We start from the raw sequence: 25,541 nt of genomic DNA, 5'->3' as shown, positions 1-25,541 counted from the left end.
AGCTACGGGGTAAAACAGATCAGAGCGGTTGTAGTTCCTAGTGGTTGAAATAGTCCCGGGGTGATTTTCCATAGAATTCGCGGAACCGGCGCGTAAAATAAGTTGGGCTCGAAAAGCCTGTTTCGTAGGCGGCTTCGGAGATGTTGCACTTCCCGCTTGAAATTAATTTGACTGCTTCTTTCAAGCGGATCGCCCGAATGAATTCAGTACTGGAGCAGCCGACTAATCCTTTTAATTTGATATGAAGCAGGGAGCGGCTTACGCCCATTTCTTTGATGAGGAAGCTCACATCCATATCCGGATTGCTAATATTCTCTTTGATGATTACAGTCAGTTTTTCAATGAAAATTTTGTCTGATTCAGAGTGAGCTACTTCTTCAATTTGAATTGTATCATCAGTCTTAAAACGCTCAATCAAACGACGCCGTGTATTTAGAATATTTTCGATGTTTTGCTCCAGAATATTTGGGTAGAATGGTTTTTCAATGTAATAGTCAGCTCCGGAACGCAGTCCCTGAAGTTTGCTTTCCATGCCACTTTTCGATGTCAGCAGAATGATTGGTATGTGCGATAATTTCAGGTCCGACTTTAGGCGGTTAGTCAATTCAATGCCATCCATTTCTGGCATCATCACATCGCTGATAATTAATTCGGGGGTAACTTTCTCCAGTTTTTCCAACGCCTTAACACCATTTAGGGCCATCACGACCTGGTAGCTCATTTCGAGCGACTCTTTCATAAAGTTGATCAGGTCGATATTATCCTCCACGATGAGGATGGTTGGTTTTGAGGAAAGTGCATCCGGGTTGATGGTTTCGCTTTTGCCGCCGGAGACGTCCTGAATAACCGGAGCACGCATCGCCTGATGATACTGAACCGGCTCGATGGAAATTTCCTGAGAGTTGAAGTCCTCCTTGCTGACCGGTAACTGAACTTTGAAGCTTGTTCCTTTATTTACGATACTGTCAACAGTAATCTGCCCTTTATGCAGTAACACCAAGCTTTTTACAAAGGCTAGTCCTATACCCGATCCGGTATTGTCTACTTGTTCCTCTTCGATCTGGAAAAAACGGTCGAATACTTTATTCAGCATTTCCTGTTTGATTCCTTTTCCGGAGTCGGAAACAGTGATAACCATGTCGATGAGTTCATCCGGCGTTCGGGGAATTCGTTTTTTCAACTCAACAGTAAAACTAATTTTACCACCCTCAGGTGTAAACTTAAAGGCATTCGATAAAAGGTTAAAAATGATTTTATCGACTTTGTTGACGTCGAACCAAGCCATTTTACCGGGGGCCGGAAACTCAAGCTGAAAATCGATATCTCTCGTTTCCGACAAATTAGTGAATGAGTTGGATATATCATCCATCATCAAGCTAACATCACAAGGCGAGACTTTGAGCTTTTCCTTACCATTTTCTATTTTCCGGAATTCCAGCAGTTGGTTAATCAACAGGAATAGTCGGTTTGCGTTTCGCTCAATTCCGATTAGACGCTTCCGAAATGCAGGGCTAAGCTTTTCTTCTGCCATCAGCTTGTTCAGCGGTCCTAGAATGAGGGTGAGCGGTGTTTTTAGTTCGTGTGAGATATTAGTGAAAAACTCGAGTTTCACCTTGTGTATTTCGTCAGCATGTACTTTCTCGCGACGTTGCAGTTCGGCCATCGCTTTTGTTTTTTCCAGGTTTTTACCGACCCGGAATACAAGGATGAAAATCAGAATAGCCAGGATGCCATAAATGCCGAAAGCCCAGTTGGTCAGCCAAAATGGTGGCAAAATGGTGATTGTGAGTTGTCGCTCCTGTGGTTCGTTTAGGTTGTCGTTTATGATTGCTTTAACGCGGAAGGTGTATGTGCCAGGCGAAAGGTTGGTATAAGTCGCAAAGTTCCGGTTCCCCACATTATTCCACTTCGTTTCAAAGCCGTCCAGAAAATACGAATATTGACAACGACCGCCGGTCGCGTAACTAAAAGCAGTGTACTCCAGTGTGAATACGTTTTGGTTGTATTTTAACACCAGCTCGTCCAGTTCGTTGATTGACCTGTCCATGCATTTGATGTCGCCCGGATGAACATGTTTGTTGAATAATTGGAACCCGGTAAAAACAACCGGTAATTTATGAATCTGGCTCGGTTTCGACTCTTCGTTGAAAGAGATCATTCCGTTGTTGCCACCAAAATAGGTGTTTCCTTTACTATCGGTGAAAGAAGCGCGGTAGTTAAACTGGTTGAATGGGATGCCTGAATTACTGTCGTAAAGCGTACTGGCGCCTGTTTCAGGTTGAAATTTCACCAGTCCTTTATTGGTGCTCGCCCAATACCAGCCATTTTTTCCTTCTTCCAAACTGAAAATCCATTGTGCCGGGAAACCATTATCCTCGTTAATTTGGGTGATTTCACCTGTTGTTCCATCCAAATAGAATAGTCCATTGTAACAGCTGCCAAACCACACTCTTCCTTTCGAGTCGGTTTTTACAAAATTAACAATTTGAAGTTCATCGTTTAATCTAAATGGAGCGATGGAGTCTTTACTGATATCGTATCGGAATACTTGTTGGGCAGATGAAAACCAAAGGAATTGTCCGTTTTTTGCGATGCTTTCAAACTGGAAACTGCTCGTGATCTCAGGTTTGAGCTTATGGAACTTTTTGTCCTTCTGTTCAAATACGACTATTCCCTCTGAGGTCGCAATGTAAACGCGGTCATCAACTTTTTCAAATTGGTAAATGACGTCTGAAAGAGCGTTGTTGGTATTTTTTCGGTTGTAATACTCAAAACGGTTTGTTTTGGTATTCAGAACATTGATTCCGCCTGTATAGGTCGCAATCCACAATTCATGGTCGTTCACGAAGAGTAAATCGTGAAGGTTGTTATAGGACAAACTATTTGGACCATCTTCCGACGAATAGTGAGTCATTTTCCCGTTTTGGCGATTCAATTTGTTGAGGCCTTTGTCTTCGAGGCCGATCCATAAATTGCCTGCTACGTCTTCCGTTAAGCAACTAACCACATTGCCGCTTAGGTGCCATTTCCCAAATCCGGAAGTCCAGGTTCTGAAAAACTGTTTTTCGCCATTCCAGAAATTAATTCCGCCGAAATAAGTCCCCAACCAAATGTTGCCTTGCTGATCACAAAAAGCATCATAAATCGGATCTGTATTCAACCCGTTAGGTTCTGCTAGTTTGTAATGATGAAGTGCCAGATTGTCGGTTTCAGGATCATAAATGGCCAGTCCTGATTCTGTTCCGACCCAGACCCTTCCTTCGTGGTCTTCCGTGAAACAGTGTACTAAATTGTGTGGTAAGTGGTAGCTGTCTTTTCTTGCTTCAGCATAAAAACTGTAATAGTTATTCGTGAGATTTAAATTAGCTAATCCATAATCCTGGGAGTGAATCCAAAGATTATCGTGGGAATCAATAAAACGAAGGTCGAATTGGTCCTTGTTCAGTTCATTGGGAAGATCGAATTCCCGGAGTTCGTTGTTTTGGTAGGAATATATTTTACCCTTAGTGGTCGCAAAAACCAGACGGTTGCCTCGTTCAAGGATAGATGTGAATAAACTCCCTTCTGGAATCTGGAAAAGTTTGAGTTTTTGTCTTAATCCTTCCCGCTGCCCGGTAGCTTCATTTAGAAAGAAAATCTGGTCGTTTTGACAAACCCAGAAGCCTCCTTTGGATGCGACAATGGAGCTGGTTGGGCCTAATGCCGTCAATAACGGATACGGGTAGAAGCTTTCAAGATCCCGATTGAAATAGTAATAAGATTCGTTGTTTGTTCTGGCAATCGGAATTGAATCTTTGGTCATGAACAGCTTGTTGCAGAAAATCTGAAGGGGCTTCAGAGAATCATTGTAGGTTGGGAATTCCTGAAAGTTCTGACCGTCGAAACGAACAACTGCTGTACGCGTGGCAGCCCAAATAAATCCGTCGGTATCTTGTGTAATGCTTTTAACGTACGACGATGGTAAGCCATCTTCCGGGGTGTAGTGACGGAATTGAATAGGTTCCTGATCTTGAGCAAAAACGGTTTGATGAAAGCAGAGCAATGCGATTAAACACACAAGCGTATTTAAAAAGAATAAATGATATTTTGCGCCGTTTTTTTTCATTTAAGCATCCATCAATTGTTGTCGATCTTCGTTGTTCTTATTTGTCTGGGAAAGCATCTTCCTGATTTCGGTAAAAATAGCATTTAAATATTTTTTGCTCCCATATTGTCACTGAATCCAAAAAATGTTTTTTTTGATTAAAGTGTTCTTTTTAATTGAATGACCTCAGTTGATCTGTTTTAGATGAACCGAGGTCACGCTTCCATTATATTTATAGCACTTCAACTAAGATTATATGCTGATTGTTACGGACGATTTCTTCAATGGAATGATGAAATCACCGCGTTCATTTTTTCGATAGTCACCTTTGATCGCCACTTTCTGATGATTTTTTTCAACTAAAAGGTAGGCGTTTGGGGTGTAGGTGTCAGCTGGCAACAATGTCAAATTTATCTCTCCGGTTGTTTTGTTGTAGCTCACTTTCTCAATCGCTCCCGCAGTCAGGGTGATCCATGCCTTGGCGGGGGAAATATAAATTTTCGATTTTGACGCAGTAGTAATAGCGGTTTCAATCCATGGTCCTTTTTCCGAAAGATTACCGCCAAAAGCCAGCCAGCCGAGTTCGTCGTCGTGAGTGATGTAGCTTGCACTGTTCACCGCATAACCGTAATAGCCGGAGCCGTAGTCTCCCGAAATACCATCATTTTTGAGGGTGGAAGGGAAGGAGTGAGAGGCGCAGGGAGCAAAACCATCTTCGGTGATGTTTGAAAGAGCACCCATTAATCCGCCATACCCAACCCGTAGCAGGTACAGGTCTTCCGGGTGATCGCGGTATTCGGTTAAAACAGGGATAGCGTTGAGCGGCGAACCGTAATGGTGAATCATCCGTTCGATGCGGGATAGTTTTCCTCCGTAGAGAAAATCCCAATAGCGGCGGGCGTTCCCGTTGTAGGCCCAATGTGGTATTGTAGGCATGTACGCTAAAATGGCATTGATTGTCACCAACGATTTTTCAGAGAATCCGAAGTAATGGGACCACATGTACACTTCTTCTTGTCCGGTTGAGTCCCAAGGCATTTCGCTTCCAAACGGATAGTTCAACGATGCCCAATGGGTAGCACGAGTTTTCATGGCTTCTTCCAGTTCTGCAGCCATGTCGCTGAACCCTTCGGCTTGAAGGTCCTTCAGTAAAAATAGAAAAACAGAGCCCTCCATTTGTCCAAATTGTGCGTAGTACGGGGCCAGGTTTACCATTGCCATTGCGGTGTGGAACGATTGTTCAAGATACCAGCTCCAGTCCTGTTGCGTGGTCAGTCCAACGTGGTTGCGAGCCAGCCGATACATCACCCAATAGGCAGCGGTAACATGGGGATAATTATAGGAACGTCCAACCGATATGGCTTCTTTTTTTGGCCATGCCGACCAACTGCTGTAGTCAACTGTATCGCTGTAGGTGCCGGAAGGCATCGAGTCCGGTTCGTAATAGAACATGCTTTTTCGCACACCGTATTTTCCCGGACCTTCATCAGATTGAATGCCGCCAACGATCGTTAGATTGACAAAATCTTCGAGTTTAGCAATTTCTTCTTTGTTTGGTTCTACCAGTTGTTTCATGATCGCATTCAGCCAGGCGCCGGCACCGCCTTCATCGCTCAAGCCTGCTACCCAGGCACGCCGGTCTTCGGTCAGTTGTTTTTTTGCTTCGTAATCGTAAGTGATTACGGAAGGACTTCTGCCAAATAAATCATCATCGTTGACATACCATTGCTTGGTTGTCAGGAAGTGCCCGTTGTCGGCAACAACTTCCGCTTCGGGTTTGATGATTTTATAATTGATCGTTTGAATGGATTTATCGTCGTAAACGAGCGTCAGTCGGGCGCGTCCCCATTTTGCACCTTTCACCCGGTACTTGCTCCAATTGCCTTTGGTTTGGGAGTCGTAGCTGACCTCCAGTGCACCTTTTGGTTCCACCTGGACTGCAGCAATCGACTTGTTACTTTTGATGAAGAGGTTGCCATTGACATCCTCCGGTAAAACATAACCGGGAACACCTACCACCACTGGTCGATCGTGCCTGATCAACGTTTTTTCGATGGCCTTGATGGAGTCAGCTAAAACGAATTCCAGTCCAAATTCAATTGTCTCACCTGCAGCCAGTACTTTTGACCTTGGCTCATTCCATTGTTCCGAACCTTTCCATTCGTTGTCAGCATAAGCTTTGCTGTAGATCATCCATTCGTGAAAGCCTTCAAAGGTGAAGCTTCTGTTTGTCGGATCGTCCAGCAAGGGGCGGTAGGCTTCGAAGGGGGAATGGCCGTAAGGTAAAACGAGCATGACTGGCCCCTCTCCGTTTAGGCGGGCAACCTGAAGGTAACCTGCATCTTCGCCAATATACGGATCGAAAAAGACATTTTCAGCATGAGCCTCATCCAGGTGTTTGTGATCAAAGTTGTTGTCGAAAATTAAAGGGATGCCAAGCGCCCCGATTTCTACGGCATGCTCTAGTGGATTCTTTAGTTGAAATTTTAAAACTAAATGGTCATCCTTTTTCTGCCAAAAACGAGTGAGCTGCAGTGGAAAATCGTCCGGAAAAGTATTTTTCAAATCAGCAGCAGCCAAAACGGAGCTGTCTTCTGAGGTAATTGCTTTAACCGGTTGACGCTTGGCGGCCGATGAATATTTTGTCCAACTCAGGCTATCCGGATTTCTAACAGACAAATTGATATCGCCTAAGTGGTAAAAGCCATCAGCATCCCTTTTCTCTAGCCATTCATAAGGCGCTAAATCAAAATTATCGTAATCGGTCGCCTCCAGTTTTGCCACTGTTTGCGATGAATTCACTAACTCCAGTCCTAACGTAGGCGTGTGGTAGGATGAAAAACCTTCTTCCAGTTTCAGCACTTTTGGTCGCTTCGTTTCTTGGGGTTGACCGCTTGTACAAGCAAGAAAATTGAAGGCAAGCAATGCGAAAAATGTGTATCGCATTGTTCGTTGGAAAGAGGTGTTAAACATCTTTTTTATCATAGCGACCGTTCTTTTTTTGTTTGTAAACTATTTGTTCGAAAGTCCTTTCGGTTTCGTTTCCAGGTAAAGTTCCGCGATTTGTGTCGCAGTCATTGGTTGATCGTATAAGCGAACGTTGGCAATTGATCCTTTCAAATTCTCCGGTTCGATGCCGGAAGCGCCGATCAGAATTTTACTTTTTTCCACGAAAAGCATCAGCGGCATTTCGCGATCCAATTTCCCATCAACATAAATGCTTTCTTTCATACCGTCGAAAGTGACTGCCAAGTGATGCCATTCATTCTCCGAGGGAACATTTTTAAAACTCAGGTCAACGGAACCGTCGCCATGTGCAATCGCTCCGTAGTTGCCTTTTCCGACCATCATGGCAGCGTAAGACGCCTGCAGCATATTTTCGCGCGAGTTCCATGCAATGACGCAAGCTCCATCCTGATGTTCTGGGATGTAAACCCAGGCTGAAGCAGTAAATGGTGAGTTCCAGTCGAGGCTTTGCGGAGCTTTTTCGGATAGCTCAAAGAAACTTTGACCATCAAGTTGAACCGATTTTACACCGTCAACCTTTTCGATTGATGCCGTCCCGGCTAATTTGAATTCACCACCCAGCAGCCCTGTGTTTTTCACGTGGCTGATTTCACCTTTTCCTACTTTGGAAGCGTCGAAGTTAACCAGCAGCCCTTGGCTTTTGGTGTTCCCGTCTTTTCCGACTATGGGGTGATTCTTTGTTGCAGGTGTTTCGAAGATTTCGTCGAATACCTTTACATTCCAGATGGCCGGGAACATGCCTGCTTTTTCTGTTCCGGTTACCGTAATTTTTACATAGCGGGCCAAGGTGTTGTTGTCATCGATCATTGGCGATCCGCTTGTTTTATTCGCGGTTTGATCGGCGAAAAGTTCCCAATTTGTGCTGTCGGCAGACACTTCAATTTTATACTGATAGTAGAATGTCGGATATTCGAATTGCGTAAATATTCGCTTAATGTCTTGCTGTTTTCCAAGGTCGATAACCAGTGATTGCGGCAAGGTTGCACTGGCAGCTTTCCACATGGTTCCGTTGTTGTCGTCGGTTGCCAATTCCGGAGCGTAAAGATGATCAACATCTTTGCGGGTATACTGATTGGCTTCGGCTACCAAACGATAGCTTGATGTGGCGCTTGCTTTTGCGCCGAAAGCCAAATTGCCGGGCATGCTGCTTTCGAAGCAGACACCTTCGTGTGTCGGCGTTACTTTTTCAATGGTGTAGGGATCGGAGAATTCCATTTTGTCGATACATACCTGGCGGAACTCGCCTCCACTGCTGTGCGGGTTGTCGTGACGATGATAAACAATGTAATATTCGCCATCTTTCTCCAGTACTGAGTGGTGTCCGGGGCTGTCGATATAGCCATCGGATGTTGTTTCCAGAATGGGGCAGTTTTCGCCATAAGTCCAGGGACCTTCGGGTGATAGCGACCAGGAATAATGAACTGCATACGTACCTAGACGGCAATCGCCCGATGAGTACATCAGAAAATAAATGCTGTCTTTTTTGATCGGGTAGGCTGCTTCGAAAGCCTGAGGGATTTGCTCTATTGGGATAAAACCTTCCTTCTCGATGGTGTGCATATCGTCTGAGTTGATTTTCACCCACCCCATTCCTTTAAACGAAGTACACCAGGTTCCGAAATAGTTATATAATGAGCCGTCGTCGTCAACGAGAAACTGGGCATCTAGCGCCGGCAAATATTCTTTGCCGGTACCAACCGGAATGACTGCTTCGCCGTTGTTTAAAGGTTTCCACGGACCGGTTGGCGTGTCGGAGACGTAACCGTAGATGTTACACCCAAACTGGCAGTTTCCCATGTAGTAATAATATTTACCATCCTCCCCCTGAAGTACATCGGGTGCCCAGCAATTAGTTAGCCCTTCCGGCAATTCAATATCCATTTCCTGGTCGTACCAGTTTCCCAAATCTTCGCTGATCCATACTTGTGGCTCGCCCGATGCCAGCTTTATGCCATCGGTCGTGGCATAAATGTAATAGGTGTCGCCAAACTTTTTAATTGTCGGATCTGCAAAATATCCGGGAAGAACTGGATTGCCGTTTGCCGGTTTCATGGGGCAATATTGTGCATATCCGCTGATCGATAGAAGAAGGGCAAAGAAAGCCGTTATTGTTGTAAGCTGAATTTTCATGTTTGTCATTCCGTTGGTCGGTTTTAGATGTATTTCAGGAATCTGTTTTAAGGTGTAAAAACCATGGTGTGGGGGCACCATGGTTACAGAGAAAAAGAATTGATGCTTTTATTAAAACTAGTTCTCCGATCTAACGTTTTTGATTGTTCGGGCCGTAAATAAAGGACCAGCACGGTGTCCGTCATGCGGAAGCAGTTCAACTTTAATACGACTTTTCCCTTTTGTTAGTTTTTCAGGGATCAAGTAAGTTACGTCGATATACTTGCCCGGAGCCTTGTTGGTAATGTTTTCGGTTGCGATTTTCGTTCCTTCAACAACAATGTCAAAGGTATGCGAACCCGCAAATCCGCCCCAATATTCAAACACCAACGCATCTGGCCCATTTCCGTCAATTTTCATGTCAAACGAGGCTTGCCCGCCACGATCAACTTCCCGGTATTTTTTCGATTTGTATTCGCCAACCCATGATTTCTCTTCTTTGAAGTTGTGGTCGCGCTCCGGCTGCATTTCACCCAGGCGGAAAATGTCGATGGTTTTGGCTTCCAAGGCTTTTTTTCGGGCTTGTTCTGCTTGGTATTCTGTCTGGTAGTGTTCCCACTCTTCTGCGGAATAGCTATCCCAGTAAACCGTGTAGTGGCAGTCCTGAGTGCGGTAAAAAGGTTTCAACATTACCTGACGGGGATAGCCTACTCCGGAGGTTTTGAATGTGTTTTTCAGTTCTTCAATCGGAGTCAGCCAATTCGAAGGAACAGTGTCCTTGGTCATCAGTACAGGAACATACATGGGATCGGTCGCTTTCGGGTCGTCAAGTGGCCCCAGGTAGCCAGCCAGCAAAACGGGCCCGTTGAAAATTGCGACTCTGTTTTTGTTGTCCGGCATCGTTTCCTGGTACAAGCTGAACGGAATGTTGATCTCAATTATGTCACTATCATTCCATTTGTCACCAAGGCTAACGAAGCTTCCCGGCTGGCCTTCAATTTGTTTGTTTTTTCCGTTTATTTTGACAGATATGCCTTTTTTTGCCCACGAGGGATACCGCACTTTCAGGTTGAAAGAAACGGTTCTATCCGAATCGGTTTTGATTTCCAATGTCGTGCCTTCTTCTTCCGGATATTCGGTGGTTTGGATGATTTCAACTCCCTTGTCTTTCCAGCTCAATTCGGAACCGATAAACTGCCCAACGTACAGTGAGTTTTCGGAATGATAGTAAATGTTTCGTCCATATTTGGAATGATTTTCCATGCCCGATCCGACACAACAGGTAAAGTCGTACGGATTTTGGTATTCCTTAAATCCTCCCATGTCGAGCGACAGGTTGTAGATGACATGTCCTGTCTCGGGGTGTTGCGACGAAAGGATGTGGTTGATCAGTGCGCGTTCGTAGTAGTCCATCACTTCGGCCGAAGCGTTCCACTCAAACAGGTGGCGCGACAATTTTAGCATGTTGTAAACACAGCAGGTTTCAGCAGTGCTGTTACTTAACTGATCGTTTAGTTGATTCGGTTCCCCGAGGTATTCGTAGTTGTCGAAGTCTCCCGCTACATAAGCATGATGATGAACCATCATGTTCCAGAAGTTGGTGGCTCCTTCGTAATCGGCGCTGTCGCCTGTTAATTCGTAGCGACGAGCCAAGCCTACAAACTTGGGGATTTGTGTATTGGCATGTTTCCCTGCAAGAATATCATCCCCGGCAACAATTGGATCGATGATTGCGTCGTGCTTAAATTTGAAAGACAACTGCATGTACTTTTCATCTCCTGTTTCAGCGTAGAGATCTGCAAGCGCTTCGTTCATGCCGCCAAATTCACAATGCAACATTTCCTGACGCTGTTCATCGGTTAGGCCATTGACAACAGTTCCAACCCAGTCTCCAAACTTTTTTTCGACCTCAAGTGCTTTTGCGTTACCACAATATTTGTACACATGGTACAGTCCATCCATAATTTTATGGATCGTGTAGAAAGGCGACCACAAACCGTTCAGGTTAAAACCCTGAGCTTTGATTTGACCTTTTGCCACTTCTTCCGTCAATATCTTTTCGCCATTTTCGAATGCACCAATATAACCGGTTCCATTGGCATCCTGACAGGTGGCCAGTTCATCGACAATGTAATTCGCGCGAGTTAAAAATTCGTCATTGCCGGTGGTGAGATACATGAAGCTTATGGCTGTCATGTAATGGCCTAAACTGTGTCCGGCCAGCGATTCACCTTCCCATCCACCGTAGTTTTCAGCTTTTGGCTCCAGTCCGGCTTCTTTTCTGAATTTGGCAAGGAACCGGTCGGGTTCGTATTCCAATAAGGTGTTAATTCCAAGATCTGTCGCATGCAGGTAAGGGCCATCCGATAGTTTTACATCAGCCAGACTGAATGGCAAAACTTTAAAATCGACCACTTCCGGGCCCCCGGTCTTAATCGTGGTTTCTTTAGTTTGCAGCGAACACGATAGTGCAATAATACACGGCAGGATCTGAAAGTAGATCGCCCGGTTTTTGCGTAAACGTGTTTTGAATTTTGATATTCTCATTCCCATACCTTTTCTGTCAAAATTTTCGGTTAAAATCCCGAAGGTGAACTAACTTATTCTTTCGATGGAGTACCTTAACCAATGTCTAAATAACTTGCACGAATGTATAATTGGTGTTTTTTTAGGTGGTTGTTGGATTGTCTATTCATCTCTAATGGGTTGTATTTGAGTGATTAGTGTGGTTGTTCCGTTGGTTTGATTTACCTTGACTTTTTACGTGGTTTTTGGCACAAAAAAAGGCTGTCATATCTGACAGCCTTGAAGTATTCCCCTCTAAATTTGTACCGAATTTTATGTGGAAATTATCGAAAATCCGGAGTATTTAGCTCGTTAAATTTATTGTTGCCTTGGAGCAAAGCGAATTTCTTCCTTACGGAACGAGACCAGCTTGTTTGGACTGTAAGGCTTTAGTTTTCCTCGCTTTTTTAGCTCTCGTTTAAAATCGCAACTGACACAACTACCGCAGAGCCCTTTTTCTTTTGTGATCAACGATTTGTAAGTGCTGTATCCGACTTTGATGAGAACTGCCGCAAGAATAACTAAAACAATAATATTTTGAATCATGATGTTTGGTCATTTAGATGAATAAATTACCGACTTGGTAAATTGCAAAAGCTGCAATCCATGCTATTGCTGTAGTGTAAACCGTTGTGAAAATGGCCCATCTCCAGTTTGCCTCTTTTTTAATCGCAGCAATCACGGCAACGCAAGGGAAATAGATGAGAACGAAAATCATCAATGCAAACGCGACGATGGGTGAAAATACCTTTTGCCCGGCTTTTGGGCCGTTGGTATATGTTTGGCTTTGCAGTTTTTCCTTCAGCGATTGCGAATTTTCGTCGGTATCCATCCCCGCATGGTAAAGGACCCCCATGGAGCTGACCACAATTTCTTTAGCGGCCATTCCGGTTATAATACTCATGCCAACTTTCCAGTCGAAGCCTAGTGGCTGAATAACCGGCTCAATGAAATGCCCCATCTGGCCGATATACGATTTTTCTAATCTTTCTTCTTCTTTTGAAAGTTCCAATTGGTCTATTTGCTGGCCTTTATCCGTTTCGTTCAATGTCGAATTTGTTTCAACCTGAGAAATCAGGCTGTCGTAATCTTTAGTGAACTCCACATGGCGCGGATAGTATCCCATTGCCCAGATGATAATCGATGCAAACAGAATCACTGTCCCCATTTTGTTCAGGTATTGCACCCCCTTGTGCCACATGTGAATGGTGGTGTTTTTCAGAGTCGGCATCCGATAGGGAGGGAGCTCCATTACAAAAGGGACTTCTTTTTTCGCAAACAAAGTCTTTTTGAAGAGCAAACCGACCAAAACGGCGAGGGCGATTCCGATGAAATAAATGAGGAATAAAATTGCTCCCTGGTTGCTGACAAAGAACGCGGAGATCAACAGCACATAAACAGGTAGACGCGCACTACACGACATGAACGGAATGATGAGCATGGTCAGCAAACGATCGTTTTTGTTGTCGAGTGTACGGGTAGCCATCACTGCCGGAACGTTACACCCGAAACCCATAATCAGAGGGATGAACGATTTTCCGTGCAATCCCATTTTGTGCATCAGTTTGTCCATAATGAAGGCCGCGCGGGCCATATAACCGGAGTCTTCCATCAGTGAGATACAGAAAAACAGGATCATGATGTTCGGAAGGAATATGATTACTCCGCCAACGCCTCCGATAATTCCGTCAACGAGCAGGTCTTTCAACGCGCCGTCGGGCATGATTGAAGACACAAGGTCTCCGAGAAAGCCGACTCCGCCATCCATCCAGTCCATAGGGTAGCTACCCAGGGTGAAGGTCAATTGGAACGTTGCCCAAATGAAGAAAATGAATATCGGAAATCCCCAAACTTTGTGGGTCAGTATTTTGTCAATTTCACGACTGTTTTTTCGGCGGGAATGGGCTCCCGGTTTGTATGTTTCTTTCAGTGCTCCGGCAATAAAACCATATTTAGCATCGGCGATCAACGTCTCCGATTTATCACCCATCAGAATTTCCAAACGCGCAGTCTCTTTGTCCGCAAGCTTGATGACAGCATCGCAGTTGGCATTTTCAGTCAATAGCTCACGAGTCTGTTTGTCATCCTCTAATAGTTTGATGGACAAGTAGCGGGTTGAATAGTTCTTGTTGCGGTGCTCATCCTTCTTTATTTCAGATTGAATGAGAGAAATTGATTGTTCAATATCGCTTCCATAGTTGATGTGGATATGCCGGACAATTGGGTCGCGTTCTTCATATACTTCAGCAATTTTATCGAAAAGTTCTTTGAGCCCTTTTCCCTTCGATGCGACAGTCGGTACAATCGGAACACCGATCATCTCGCCCAGACGTGTATAGTCGAATGTTACCGCTTTTTGTTCCAGTTCGTCGTACATGTTCAGGGCAATGACCACTTTGATATTCATGTCGATCAGCTGGGTTGTGAGGTAGAGGTTGCGCTCCAGGTTCGATGCATCCACTACGTTGACCACTACGTCGGGCTTGCGCTCTGCAATTTGGTTGCGGACGAATAGTTCTTCGGGTGAGTATTCGGTAATAGAATAAGTTCCCGGAAGGTCGGAGATCCGGAATGTAAATTCGTTTTGTCGGAAGCGGGCTTCTTTGGCATCGATGGTTACGCCGGCATAGTTACCAACGCGCTCTTTTGACCCTGAGGCGTAATTGAATAAGGTCGTTTTCCCGGAGTTCGGATTGCCGACCAAAGCCACCGAGATGTTCTTGCTCTTTTTGCCGCCCGATACTTTCAATCGGTGATGGTCGATTGTGCCTTCGAATTTACCGGCCAGTGCTTGTGACGCTTCACTTTCAGCGATCACTTCAATCATTTCCGCTTCGCTGCGACGTAACGAAACTTTGTACCCCATTATTTCATACTCAACCGGGTCTTTCATCGGCGCATTTTTGATTACTTTTACTTTTTGTCCCTTTACGAATCCCATTTCTGAGATTCGCTTACGGAAAGCACCTTGTCCGAATACGTATTTGATGATGGCTTCTTCTCCGGTTTTCAAACCAGCCAGCCTTTTATTGCTATTATCTGAAGTTTGTAAGAACATAAGCTGAAGTATTAAAATTCCAATCCTAAACGAAATAGGGCAACCAAGGCATTGTCAAGCATCATGTCAGTCCCGCCGGGATGGATGATGTATTGGATGTCAGGTTGGAGATAGAGGTATTTGTTGATTTGTAATTTGTATGTAAGCTCAAATGTTGTTTCGTCCTGTCCCGCTTCTTCGGTCATCACCCCTCTGGCCATTGCCAGCCCAAAAGTGTCTTTTCCTTTGTCCGAAAATAGTCCGGTGTAATGAATGCCGGTTCCAACGTAAGCAACATTGTCGTTGCGTGGACTAACCCCCAATTGATAGAAGATGCTGAGTCCCTTGTCATAGTCATTGGCTGGACTAATTCGATGGTCGCCCACCAGGTAAAATCCGTAGTCGGACTCCAATTCATCAGAGACGGTCCAGTCTTCACTGTGCTGGTGATAGAAGAACCCCGCTTTAATAATTTCGGCGCAATCTTCCTGCTGGCTGCAGTGCAGGTTGGCTTCGCCCACCCATAGTAATCCGTCTGAATAGTTGAGGTTCCATTTTAGGTTGTTGGGATTGTCTTCAAAATCAATTGGACTTCCCTTATAGACGGCTGTTTTTAGATTTAAACGACTGGATACTTCCCAGCATAAAGTAATCCCGTGAGATGTTAATGGGAAAATTGGTGCAGCAATATTGTCAGCAATTATGGAGTGAATCCCGAATGAACTGTTCAGAAAGAGACCTCCAAATTCGCTGTTGGCAAATTCTACGTTCAGATCTTGTAGACCAATAGTCGCATGGAAATTCCCAAAAGTTTGGCTGTACCAAAGTTCGTATAGGAAGGTGTGATTTCCGGCTTCAATATTTGATGCGACCTGAAAGTCGCCGATCAGATTAGCAGAGGGTTCGCCGCCGTGGGTGTTCGCTCCGTGTACCATGAAGGTGCCGCCTTTCCACAAGCCTGCGTTTTCCGTGTTAAATTCAAGAAATAAATCGGCCAAGCCTAAATAGGTGGATCCGGTTTTGATCCCACCGTTAAAATTAGAAACAGCATCGCCTTTGTAGGCTCCGTAGAAGCTCAATGCCGGGTTTTTGTTTTCTTCGTCCGACCCCGCCATGGCATAACCCGATATCAAAAGAGCCATTGCCATCATTCCGATGTTATTGAAGATTTTCATACAGATAAAAGGTGTTTTGGTTTTCTGTTGTAAAAGTATTTTTAGCAAGGGCATGCATCAATCCCATGATGTAGGGGTTTTATTTCGGACTATTCCTTTAAATTCCCGTCATTATCCCCATTTGTGATGGTTAATGTGCCATAAATCAATAGAATAGAATAAAAAGACCTGTTTCTCAGAAATAATTTTCATTCAATTTCATCCTGCTTTTAGCAGCTGCTTTCTCCCAACAATGAAGGGCGTTTCAGGCAATAGTTGTTTTGCGTCGAGGATAGGTAATCTCGTTAAACCGTGCTAATAAATAAGGAACTCCAATAGTGACGTCATTTTAGTGCTCGCTGTGAACATTGAAAAGCCAGGAATCGAAATTAAGGTGTGTCAATACCAATTATTTAATTGTTAATTTGACCAAAGGAAGGAGAGATCGTTTCCGATGTTGGTGAAAAAAGAATAATTTTGTGAGCCGAAAGAATAACTAGTTTAAATTGATTATAAATTATGGCACAGAAAACACTTTTGATGATTCTCGACGGATGGGGTATTGGTGATGGTTCCGAACGCGATGTAATTGCTCAGGCATCAACACCATTCATGGATTCTATGATCAAAGAATATCCGAATTCACAATTGCTTACCTCCGGAGAAAATGTTGGTTTGCCAGACGGACAAATGGGTAACTCGGAAGTTGGTCACCTGAATATTGGTGCCGGCCGTGTTTTGTATCAGGACATGGTTAAGATTACCAAAGCTATCCGCGAAAAAACAATGTGGGAAAATCCACAACTGCTGAAAGCCTTTAATTACGCTAAAGACAACAATAAAAAAGTTCACCTGATTGGCTTGATTGGCCCTGGCGGTGTTCACGCTTTAAGTAAGCACATGATTGCCCTTTGCCAAATGGGTACCGATTTAGGATTGAGCGACGTATTTGTACACGGGCTGACAGATGGTCGCGATACAGACCCGCGCTCAGGATACGGATTCCTGGAGTCTGATCTTGAAGGACTAAAAGGGACCAATGGTAAATTTGCTTCTATCATCGGTCGTTACTACGGAATGGATCGCGACAAAAACTGGGATCGTATGAGACTGGCTTACGATCTTTATACAAAAGGTGAAGGTGAGAAATCAACTGACCTGTTGGCTACAATGAAGGCTTCATACGAAGCCGGTGTAACCGACGAATTCATCAAGCCAATTTGTATGGTGAAAGAAGACGGAAGTCCGGTGGCTGTTATTGAAGAGGGAGACGTTGTAATTTGTTTCAACTTCCGTACCGACCGTTTGCGTCAAACAACCATTGCTTTCACACAGGAAGATCTGCACGAATTTGATATGCACACAATGGATTTACAATGGTATACCATGACCAGCTATAAAGCCGACTTCAAAAATGTGAATGTTATTTTCGAAAAGGAAAACCCAATAAACACAATGGGTGAAGTGGTTTCTAAAGCTGGATTAAAGCAAATCCGGATTGCAGAGACTGAAAAATATGCCCACGTAACTTTCTTCTTTAGCGGTGGCCGCGAAGAGGAATTTGAAGGTGAGACACGTTTGTTGTGCCCTTCTCCTAAAGTTCCTACCTACGATCATCAACCGGAAATGTCAGCTCCGAATATTAAAGATGCGATCATTCCTGAGTTGAAAAAAGGTGAAGTTGATTTTGTTTGTTTGAACTTCGCGAATGGCGATATGGTTGGACACACCGGCGATTACCAGGCAATTACTAAAGCTGTTGAAGCTGTTGATGCTTGCGCTAAAGAAGTTGTTGAAACAGCTCGTGCAAACAATTACAATGTATTGATCATTGCCGACCACGGTAATGCAGACAATGCTGTAAACCCTGACGGATCTCCAAACACTGCTCATTCATTGAACCCGGTTCCATGTGTGTATGTGAGTGATGACAAGAATTTGAAAATCAACAACGGTATTTTGGCTGATGTTGCCCCAACCCTTCTTTCAGAAATGGGCTTGGAAATTCCTGCTGAAATGACCGGTAAAGTATTGATTGAACGTTAAGTAAATTCATTTATATTTGCAGGCCTCTCCCGATTTTGAGGAGAGGCTTTTTTTATTGTCCGAAAGATATTATGCTCGAAATAGGAAAAACCATCGTTAGTTTTGATGTCGTTGAAGAGCACTTCCTGTGCGATTTGATGAAGTGTAAAGGCGCTTGTTGTGTGGAAGGAGACTCCGGTGCTCCACTTACGCAGGAGGAAGCGATTACTATAGAGAAATTGTATCCTGTTTTCGAGCCATATATTACGGAAGAAGGTAAGCAGGTGGTTGCTGAAAAAGGAACTTCGGTGATCGACAGTGATGGCGATTTGGTTACGCCATTGATGAGTAATGAAGCCTGTGCTTTTGTATTTGTCGACGAAAAAGGCATCACCAAGTGTGGTATTGAAAAAGCTTTTCTGGATGGAAAGCTCGATTTTCGGAAGCCTGTTTCCTGTGCCTTGTTCCCGATTCGCATTACCGAGTATAAACGATTCGATGCTGTGAATTACCAGGAACTGGATATTTGCAAGCCGGGCCGACAGTGTGGTATTGGTCAGAAATTGCCGCTATACAAGTTTTTAAAAGAACCCCTGATCCGCAAATATGGCAAAAGCTGGTACGAGCAGCTAAGCTATGCTGCTGAGCAACGGCCTTGGGAACAAAAATAAGCTGAGGCAAGTTTCCGTTAGCAACAATCAGCTATTTACGGTATTGTTTCCAATCTAGCCAGTCCATTGGCCGTTCCGATCCATTTTGTACCGAATGAATCGATCGCTATTTGATAAACCGTATCGGAAGGCAAATTAGAATTGGAAGTTGTGTAGTAGTTCCAATCCGAACCATTGTAAACTGCGATACCATTACCTTTTAGATTTAGGCTTCTTGTATACCAGAATTTACGGTCTCCTTCAATTGTCTGTAATCGTAAATGTTCGTTGATGTCTAATGGGGTTATTTCAGACCATGATATGTTGGCGGTATCCAGTTTTTGAATTATCCAGGGATTTTGAACCCAAGGATTCCCTTGGCTGTCTAGCCTCATCCACACGAGATAAAAATTCCTCCCCAAAAAATAAGAAATCCAATTATCTCCATCGTATCTTATCATTGATACATCTGCAGAAATGAGACCACCTAAATTACCATAATTATACAGCCATATATTTCCATCTCTGTCTGAAGAAATTTGTTCCACGCTATTGTAGACGAGCCCCGAGTTTGCAGACGTGTAGTGTAAGCAACTATCCTGCTTGATTACATATACCCCGCTATTACCTAGCGTAGCTATCCATTTGTTGTTGTTTTTGTCTACTGCCAGTGACAGAATTTCACCATAACCGATAGATTTAACTTTTGTCCACTGGTTTTCATCGAAACGATACATGCTGCTGCTATGACTCTCATAAATACTTGACCAATGAGGTAAGTATTCGGAACGGGCAATCCATTTTTCTCCGTTTTTATCAACCTTTAAGTTGTAGGAACTGCCATTCTGATCCGTGTATGGATATGGATAGTAGGTGATGGTCTTATTAAACTGATCTAGTTTGACTAAGAAACTGTCAGTCGTAGCCCATACATAATCGTTTTCAAAATCAATTGATTTAACGGGGTGCCCCGAAAGGTATACATTGGACAGCTCGACCGGGACAGTTACCGGTTCATCCGGAGGAACAACAGCAGGCACTTCAGGTGTGTCTGGCTCTTGAGTTGTGCTGTCTGGCAATACTACCTCAATAGTTGCAATGGTTGGTTCTTCCTCTGGGATATAGTCGTCATCGCAGGCGAATACCAGGATGAGCATTACAATTAGTAATATTTTGAACAGTTTCATGACTTTTGGTTTTTTAGGTTAAACATTGATTTTTACGCTTCAAATCAGGACGTTTCTTAGACTTTGGCTTTTGGCTATTTATTCGCAATTGTGAGCCATTTCTTTCAGCTTTTTCGATTTTCATCAGCTTGGGGCGAACAAAGAGCCCTATTGTAAAGGTGGATTTCGAAAGAATTGGCCCCCCCTAACCGGATTTAATTCTTCGAACCCAGCATTTCGTATCAGTTTTTAACCAGTTTTCTAACCGTTGTGCCTTGTGAGGATTTTATTCTCAAAAGGTATACACCATTGGTCAAGTCGCTAATGCCAATCCGACTATTTTCGGTTGTTATCAGTTGGCGTTTAAGTATTTTGCCTTCAATGGTGAATATTTCCAGGCTGCTGCCTTTCGGCAATGCATCGTTCTGCGCGATATTAAAATAAGTTGTTGCCGGGTTAGGGTGAATTTCAAAACCGGCATCTTTGGAAGCAACAGACACATTGGCTGTCGCTAAATTGTAGATGGCAACCAGACCATTTTTTGTTCCAATCCATTTTGTTCCATTGTCGTCAATAGCAATGGAATTGACAACATTGGAAGGCAGTTCTGAATTTGCTGTATCAAAAACGGTCCATTGGGAATTACTAAATCGCATCAGACCGTCCTTTGTTCCACACCAGATACTTTTATTTTCAATAGCAATGGAATTGATATGAGTTTCTACAGGAGTATAATATTCTTCCCAGTTTGTACCATCGTACGAAATTAGCGCTCCACCAGACATCCATTTCATGCCATTTGCATCGATAGCTAAATCCGTAACATATCCCACAATGTATGGCGGAGTGTAAGTATTCCAGCTATTGCCATCATATTTCGAAAGGCCCCGGAATAGAATACCTTGTCTAGCGCCCCATAAATCACCAACATTATCCGTTGCTAACGATGAAAAGTAATCTCCAGCATCAAATACTTTAATATTATTTCCTTCGTATCTTATTGTTTCGTATTGATAGGCGATCCATACGACTCCATCTTTCGACTTCGTCATTGCCCATGCACCTTCGGGGTGTACCAAAATCCAGGTATTATCATCAGTCATTTTAAATGCTCCAACAAATGTTCCAACCCATGGGATTCCATTATTATCGCATACCACATCAGTAAACCAATCATCGGGTTGGATGTTAAAATCCACGTAATCGTACAGTTCAACATTGCCAGAGTTTTTGTCATATTTTATAACTTTAGTACCGAGCCCCGAAATCAACCAGAGATAATCACCTGCATCGGCGATATCATCTATTGTAATTCCTTCGAGATGCGTATTCCATTGTGTGTTGTTTTGTCCATTTACAGTCCAGCTGTAGATGAATAACGTAATTGCAAGTAATAGAATTAGTTTCATGGCTTTTGGTTTTTTAGGTTCTAGCACCGGACCCGAAATCGAGTTCGGTGCTTAGTGGTTGTACTCGACTCGTTATTCTTTCAGCACCAACGTGATGTACCCGTCTTCTTCCCTGCTGGCTATTCCTGTATCGGGGTCCACAGTGCCGTTCACAATATCGGACAGGCCAAACGCTCCTTCAAACCGGCCTGTTCCATCTTTAATTTCATTATAGCCGGTAATAACACCAGTAGCCGCATTGACCCACGAATGGCTATCAACAAAAAGTTTATCACCATTGCTCTTTGTAAGTTCAACATTTGCATGGCTGTAAATAACCGGTCCTTCCGGAGTTAAGTTGAATTCGCAGAAATCCCGGTTAAAAAAGCTTTCCTCCTGGACGAATTCGCCGAAAATGTTTTTATGTCCGCTTACCCAACCACTACCGGGTAAAGCAATTTCAGCGTCAACAGGGGTGCAGCAAGTGAAGGGCAAATTAATATTGGGAATCGCGTCGACATGTCCTTTTACATGGAACGTTTTCACCTTTTCGTATTTGGCGCTTTTCGTCAAAGTGGTTGCGTCGTTTCCAGTTTCAACAAACTCATCCTGACAGGCTACACTGAGCATCAGGAATCCGATTAGTAAAAAAACAATTCGTTTCATAGCTTTTGGTTTTCGGATTTTTCCGGGTTTAAAACCGGATTCTATAAGAGAACTCAAGATTGATTGGCAATGCAGCAAATTGGGGATGGGCATTCCAACGTTTTTGTATACAATCCTTAACGATGTTAGTCTGGAGGTGGAAAATTACTGCCGGTATACAAATTATTTACCGCTTCCAACGTTTGAAATTTCACCTTCGCCTGCTAAATACATTCCAATGAGCTTGCCTCCATCGATGACAATGTATCCATTGGCAGTTGTTTGGCCGGATGCATTTTCAAATCTGCCGGTACCGCCTTCAAAAAACATAATGCCTTCAAGTTCAGTCTGACTTATAAACATTCCGTCCCACCTTCCTGTTAGCTTATCTCCATTAGCGGCACAGAATACAATATCTTTAGAAATGGTAAGAGGACTGCCATCACCATCATCAACAGATTTCCAGGTGCTTTCCGTTTCATTTAGTATCCCCACATGCGAAAGAAAACCAGACATTGTTCCATAGTCAGGATGTTCTCCGTAAAAATGATTAAACACTTCACCTTTTATTGGTACCATCTTGACTTCAGCGTTCTTTAGGGTTCCATTTTCCAATGCAGAATCTGCAGGGAGGATATCATCATTGCATCCGTAAGCAATGATGAAAATACTGATTAGTAAAAGAATAATTCGTTTCATGACTTTTGGCTTTTTGGTTATTACAATCCAAATTACTGCTAAAGTCATAAAACGCGTTTATGCATTTTCCCGGAGTTTTTAGGATACTTCCCAAATCGGGAAATTGACCGGAATTCTATTGATTGTCCGCCATGTGGTGTGCAAATTCGCTCGGGCTCTGTCCAAATTCTTCCTTGAAAACCTGGCTAAAAGCTGAAACACTTTTCATCCCAACTTCGTAGCCAACTTCCGTGATATTCATAGAAGTGGTTTGCAACAAGTCCTTTGCTTTTTTCATTCGAAGTGTGCGGATGTGTTTTGCTGCCGATTGGTTGGTAAGGGCTTTGAATTTCCGGTAGAGTTGCGATTTGCTCATGGCCATTTCGCTGCAAAGCACCTGAATATTGAAGAATTCATCTCCCAAATTGTTGCGGATCGTTTCGTTTATTTTTTGAATAAATTGATCTTCTTTCTGAAGGATCGGATCGGGCGAAAGTTCCAGATTTGTCTCGTGACTATACCTTTGGAAAAGCTTTCTTCTCAGTTCCAGCAGTTTTTGCATGCGCACCAGCAGTTCGCGTTGATTGAATGGTTTTACAATATAGGCGTCGGCTCCGGTCTCCAAACCTTCGATTCGGGATGGAATATCTGCTTTGGCAGTTAATAAGATTATTGGGATATGGCTGGTTCGGTAGTCGTCTTTCAGCTTTTGGCACAATTCAAAACCATCCATTCCAGGCATCATCACATCGCTGATAATGATATCCGGAATTTCTTCAACGGCGAACAGGAAACCTTCATTTCCATTTTTTGCAGTTTGAATAGAAAAATGGTTTTGATAGCAGGCTTTCAGGTAGCCGACCACATCGGCGTTATCTTCAACAATCAGTAGTCGCTGATGATTGCCCACTTCAAGAGGGAGCTGAGTCTCAGCCTCAGCGTCCCCGTTGGAATCGGGTTCAAGTCCTTTGTTGATAACTGTAACTGGTTTTTCGGAAGCTGCAATGTAGGGAAGCTTTACGGTAAAGGCGGTGCCAACATCGGGGTGACTTCGTAGCTCTATTGTGCCATTCAGCAGGTGAACCAATTCCCGTGTTATGGCGAGCCCTATTCCGGCGCCACCTTCTTTTCGGGTAGTTTTGCTATCCACCTGGTAAAAGCGGTCGAATATCGTCTCCTGCTTTTCGGGCGGAATTCCAATACCGTTGTCCATAATCTCTATACAGATATTTTCATCGTTCCGATAAACTTTCATGTTGATTTGGCCGTCGTCGGGTGTGAATTTGATGGCATTGCTTATAAGATTGGACACAATTGAGGCCAGCTTTTCCGGATCAAATTCGATTTCGTGCGACTGGCTTTCCGATGAGAACTTCATGGATATGTTTTTTTCCTCGGCGTAAAACTCCTGCAACTGGAAGACATATTTCAGAAATGGAATGATGTTGGCGCCGATTTTATTGACGGACATCCGGCCTGATTCCAGCTTACTTAAATCCAACATCTGATCAACCAGCTGAAGCAGGTTTTTCCCGTTTTTTATAATCGTGTCCATTTTGGACGGAAAGTCGGTTTGTCCATTATTTTTCGTTGAATCAGCCAAGCCCAGAATCACAGTCAGCGGTGTGCGAAATTCGTGCGTGATATTGGTGTATAACCTGGTTTTCGCATCGTTGATTTCCTTTTGACGTTCGGTTTCCCGGTGTTCCAGGTTCGTGTAAATTCGTTGTGCCAATAATGCAAAAACGAAGAAGACGAAAGTGCATGCCAATAAAGTTGAGGCAAACAATACCAGGTTCCAATTCGGCGGAATTAGCTCTTTCCCCGGGAGCTGTTTGTCGGCGATTGCCAGGTAAATTACAGAAACAAAATAGGTAGAAAAAACCGGTATGATCTGCCGGTAATTCTTAAAACTAAGTGATACCAAAACCGGTACTATTCCGACAAGAATGATTCCCCCACAGGTCAAAAGGCCTCCGGTGTGGTATGTAAAATAAAATACAATAGCCAGTAATCCAAGCTCTTTCACCAGTATCAAATACTTGACTTTTTGGATGAAAAAGAAGATGACAAGTAAAATGAAAGCGTAAATAATTCCCGTTAAACCGAAATGTCGGAGGATTGCGATATTGAAGATAACAGACTCAATCAGACAAAAAAGCATTCCACCCATAAATCCCATTTGCGTGCCAAAATGAAACTTTCTCATTTCTCTTTCAGAAGCGTCAAACCGGTCAAAAAGTAAATAGTTTAGCTTGGCCCTTAAGCTCTGCTGTGTGCGGACTGAACCCATGGTGTTTATCGTTAAGGTTAGTTGAAAACAAGCACTTTGTCCAATTCTGTCGTTTTCCGGAGGCATATTCCTTTACGAATTTTTACAAGCTAGAGTTTTTCCTCGAATGAACTCTAGCTTATAAAATTTCAGAGGGTAAATCATCCAACACCATTGGTTCACGATGCGTAATAACCCTTGTTCATACTGGTGAGTTTGCATCTTGCCGGGGATATAATTTGAGAAATACTGTTTTGAGTTTTAGGGGGACGTACGAGAGTGGTTTATCGGCAGGGGGATAATTGAAAAAGCTGCCAGTATTGACAGCTTAAACGTAGAAACAATTTTATTAGTATAAGATATTCGTATAAAAAGAACTAAGCCTAATAAGCATCTTCTATTTTATGCTTTTGAATTAGCTTGTCCATTTTATTAATTAATTTTTCAAACTTTTTTTGATAATTGATTTCACCTTGAGATTTCTTTTTGTAGTATTTTTCCAAATCGGTATACCAGCTGTCTTTCAAGAATCTCACAACGTTTTGATCTTCAAAATAGGTTTCCCCAACTAATATTTTTAAGATTTTTTCCTTTTCAATACTTTGTTCTTCTTTTATGATTTCGAGGGTTTCTTCTTCTTCAGGTGTTAAATTTATTTTAGCCATAACTTGAAGTTTTAAAATTAGATGTTGTGAATTATTTGAATGTATTTGATCGAGACATTGATTAATAGCTTATTTA

Annotated in this window: 15 protein-coding genes; 2 read left to right on the top strand and 13 right to left on the bottom strand. The window is 43.3% G+C overall.

The window, feature by feature from the left end; translation table 11 throughout:
- Positions 1-37: 37 nt before the first annotated feature.
- The 7 genes from GJV22_RS04580 to GJV22_RS04550 form a co-directional block, all read right to left on the bottom strand.
- On the bottom strand, positions 38-4,105 hold the full coding sequence (locus tag GJV22_RS04580; RefSeq protein ID WP_163709330.1) for a hybrid sensor histidine kinase/response regulator transcription factor: 4,068 nt from the start codon (positions 4,103-4,105) through the stop codon (positions 38-40).
- A gap of 231 nt (positions 4,106-4,336) precedes the next feature.
- On the bottom strand, positions 4,337-6,946 hold the full coding sequence (locus GJV22_RS04575; RefSeq protein ID WP_163709327.1) for a DUF5695 domain-containing protein: 2,610 nt from the start codon (positions 6,944-6,946) through the stop codon (positions 4,337-4,339).
- Between the two features lie 150 nt (positions 6,947-7,096).
- Entirely contained in the window at positions 7,097-9,250 is a 2,154-nt protein-coding gene (locus GJV22_RS04570; RefSeq protein WP_163709324.1) for a family 43 glycosylhydrolase, read from the bottom strand.
- A gap of 108 nt (positions 9,251-9,358) precedes the next feature.
- Entirely contained in the window at positions 9,359-11,767 is a 2,409-nt protein-coding gene (locus GJV22_RS04565) for a glycoside hydrolase family 127 protein (RefSeq protein WP_163709322.1), read from the bottom strand.
- A 336-nt stretch (positions 11,768-12,103) separates the two neighbouring features.
- Positions 12,104-12,331 carry a FeoB-associated Cys-rich membrane protein gene (locus tag GJV22_RS04560; protein ID WP_163709319.1) on the bottom strand — a complete coding sequence of 76 codons (228 nt, stop codon included), beginning with the start codon at positions 12,329-12,331 and terminating at the stop codon, positions 12,104-12,106.
- 13 nt (positions 12,332-12,344) lie between these two features.
- Positions 12,345-14,843, bottom strand: coding sequence for a ferrous iron transport protein B (gene feoB, locus GJV22_RS04555; protein WP_163709316.1), 2,499 nt, complete (start codon positions 14,841-14,843; stop codon positions 12,345-12,347).
- Positions 14,844-14,854: 11 nt separating this feature from the next.
- On the bottom strand, positions 14,855-15,997 hold the full coding sequence (locus GJV22_RS04550; RefSeq protein WP_163709312.1) for a carbohydrate porin: 1,143 nt from the start codon (positions 15,995-15,997) through the stop codon (positions 14,855-14,857).
- A 498-nt stretch (positions 15,998-16,495) separates the two neighbouring features.
- On the opposite strand from GJV22_RS04550, the gene gpmI reads away from it, so the two are divergent.
- Positions 16,496-18,022 (top strand): 2,3-bisphosphoglycerate-independent phosphoglycerate mutase, encoded by a 1,527-nt coding sequence (gpmI, locus tag GJV22_RS04545; RefSeq protein WP_163709310.1) that lies wholly within the window; start codon positions 16,496-16,498, stop codon positions 18,020-18,022.
- 71 nt (positions 18,023-18,093) lie between these two features.
- On the top strand, positions 18,094-18,672 hold the full coding sequence (locus tag GJV22_RS04540) for a DUF3109 family protein (RefSeq protein ID WP_163709307.1): 579 nt from the start codon (positions 18,094-18,096) through the stop codon (positions 18,670-18,672).
- 35 nt (positions 18,673-18,707) lie between these two features.
- Here GJV22_RS04540 and GJV22_RS04535 read toward each other — a convergent pair whose 3' ends face one another.
- The 6 genes from GJV22_RS04535 to GJV22_RS04510 form a co-directional block, all read right to left on the bottom strand.
- On the bottom strand, positions 18,708-19,808 hold the full coding sequence (locus GJV22_RS04535; protein ID WP_163709305.1) for a ligand-binding sensor domain-containing protein: 1,101 nt from the start codon (positions 19,806-19,808) through the stop codon (positions 18,708-18,710).
- 251 nt (positions 19,809-20,059) lie between these two features.
- On the bottom strand, positions 20,060-21,226 hold the full coding sequence (locus tag GJV22_RS04530; protein ID WP_163709302.1) for a T9SS type A sorting domain-containing protein: 1,167 nt from the start codon (positions 21,224-21,226) through the stop codon (positions 20,060-20,062).
- Between the two features lie 72 nt (positions 21,227-21,298).
- On the bottom strand, positions 21,299-21,871 hold the full coding sequence (locus tag GJV22_RS04525; RefSeq protein WP_163709299.1) for a hypothetical protein: 573 nt from the start codon (positions 21,869-21,871) through the stop codon (positions 21,299-21,301).
- Between the two features lie 162 nt (positions 21,872-22,033).
- On the bottom strand, positions 22,034-22,549 hold the full coding sequence (locus tag GJV22_RS04520) for a hypothetical protein (RefSeq protein ID WP_163709296.1): 516 nt from the start codon (positions 22,547-22,549) through the stop codon (positions 22,034-22,036).
- 115 nt (positions 22,550-22,664) lie between these two features.
- Positions 22,665-24,737 carry a hybrid sensor histidine kinase/response regulator transcription factor gene (locus tag GJV22_RS04515; RefSeq protein ID WP_163709293.1) on the bottom strand — a complete coding sequence of 691 codons (2,073 nt, stop codon included), beginning with the start codon at positions 24,735-24,737 and terminating at the stop codon, positions 22,665-22,667.
- Positions 24,738-25,183: 446 nt separating this feature from the next.
- Positions 25,184-25,465 carry a hypothetical protein gene (locus GJV22_RS04510; RefSeq protein WP_163709290.1) on the bottom strand — a complete coding sequence of 94 codons (282 nt, stop codon included), beginning with the start codon at positions 25,463-25,465 and terminating at the stop codon, positions 25,184-25,186.
- Positions 25,466-25,541: the final 76 nt, after the last annotated feature.

It is taken from the genome of Mangrovibacterium lignilyticum (assembly GCF_010882175.1).
In the GTDB taxonomy this organism is placed as follows: Bacteria; Bacteroidota; Bacteroidia; order Bacteroidales; family Prolixibacteraceae; genus Mangrovibacterium; species Mangrovibacterium lignilyticum.
The sequence above is the reverse complement of the archived record's forward strand: the minus strand, read 5'-3'. Positions and strand labels throughout refer to the sequence as shown.